The organism is Pediococcus argentinicus (genome assembly GCF_001437605.1).
In the GTDB taxonomy this organism is placed as follows: domain Bacteria; phylum Bacillota; class Bacilli; order Lactobacillales; family Lactobacillaceae; genus Pediococcus; species Pediococcus argentinicus.
In genome coordinates, this window is sequence record NZ_JQCQ01000080.1 from 1 (window position 1) to 560 (window position 560).

1 pseudogene is annotated in these 560 nt (G+C 42.5%); it reads left to right on the plus strand.

The window, feature by feature from the left end:
- Positions 1–102 precede the first annotated feature (102 nt).
- A pseudogene (locus IV88_RS08980) lies at positions 103–560 on the plus strand (transposase family protein); the annotation flags it as partial.

Consider the following 560-nt stretch of genomic DNA (forward strand, 5'->3'; position numbering starts at 1 on the left):
TGGCAAATTCTATAATTAATCCGAACAAAAATAAAAAAAGGCCCAAAGCAATCTCTTACAATGGTAGTAGTTAATTCCAACCAGCTATAAGGAGTGATTACTTTGGGTACTTCTACTTTATCACGTTTTCAACGTGGTGCGCTAGCTCAACTGGTCAGTGAAGGCCATCATACTTACCAAGATATGGCTGACGCCTTAGGCGTTGCCAAATCAACTATTAGCTATGAATTAGATCGGGTCAAACCCTATGATCCCGAATTAGCGCAACAAGACGCAGATCATAAAAGGGCGGGCTTGTGGTCGCCATTCAATTCTAACGCCATCATTGACAATTTTAATTACCAACCACCTACGTTTAACTTGGTCACCAGAAGCGATTGCGACAGCTTTTAACCTGAGAACCGCTTCAATTTATAACTGGCTTAAGCTTGGCTGGTTACCTTTCAACTTGGCTGATCTACCTAATCGAAATGTCCGACAGCGCCGAGCTAATGAGCATCGTGGCACATTTACAAGTGGGACTTCCATTGAACAACGACCAAAATCTGTCAATCAGCGAT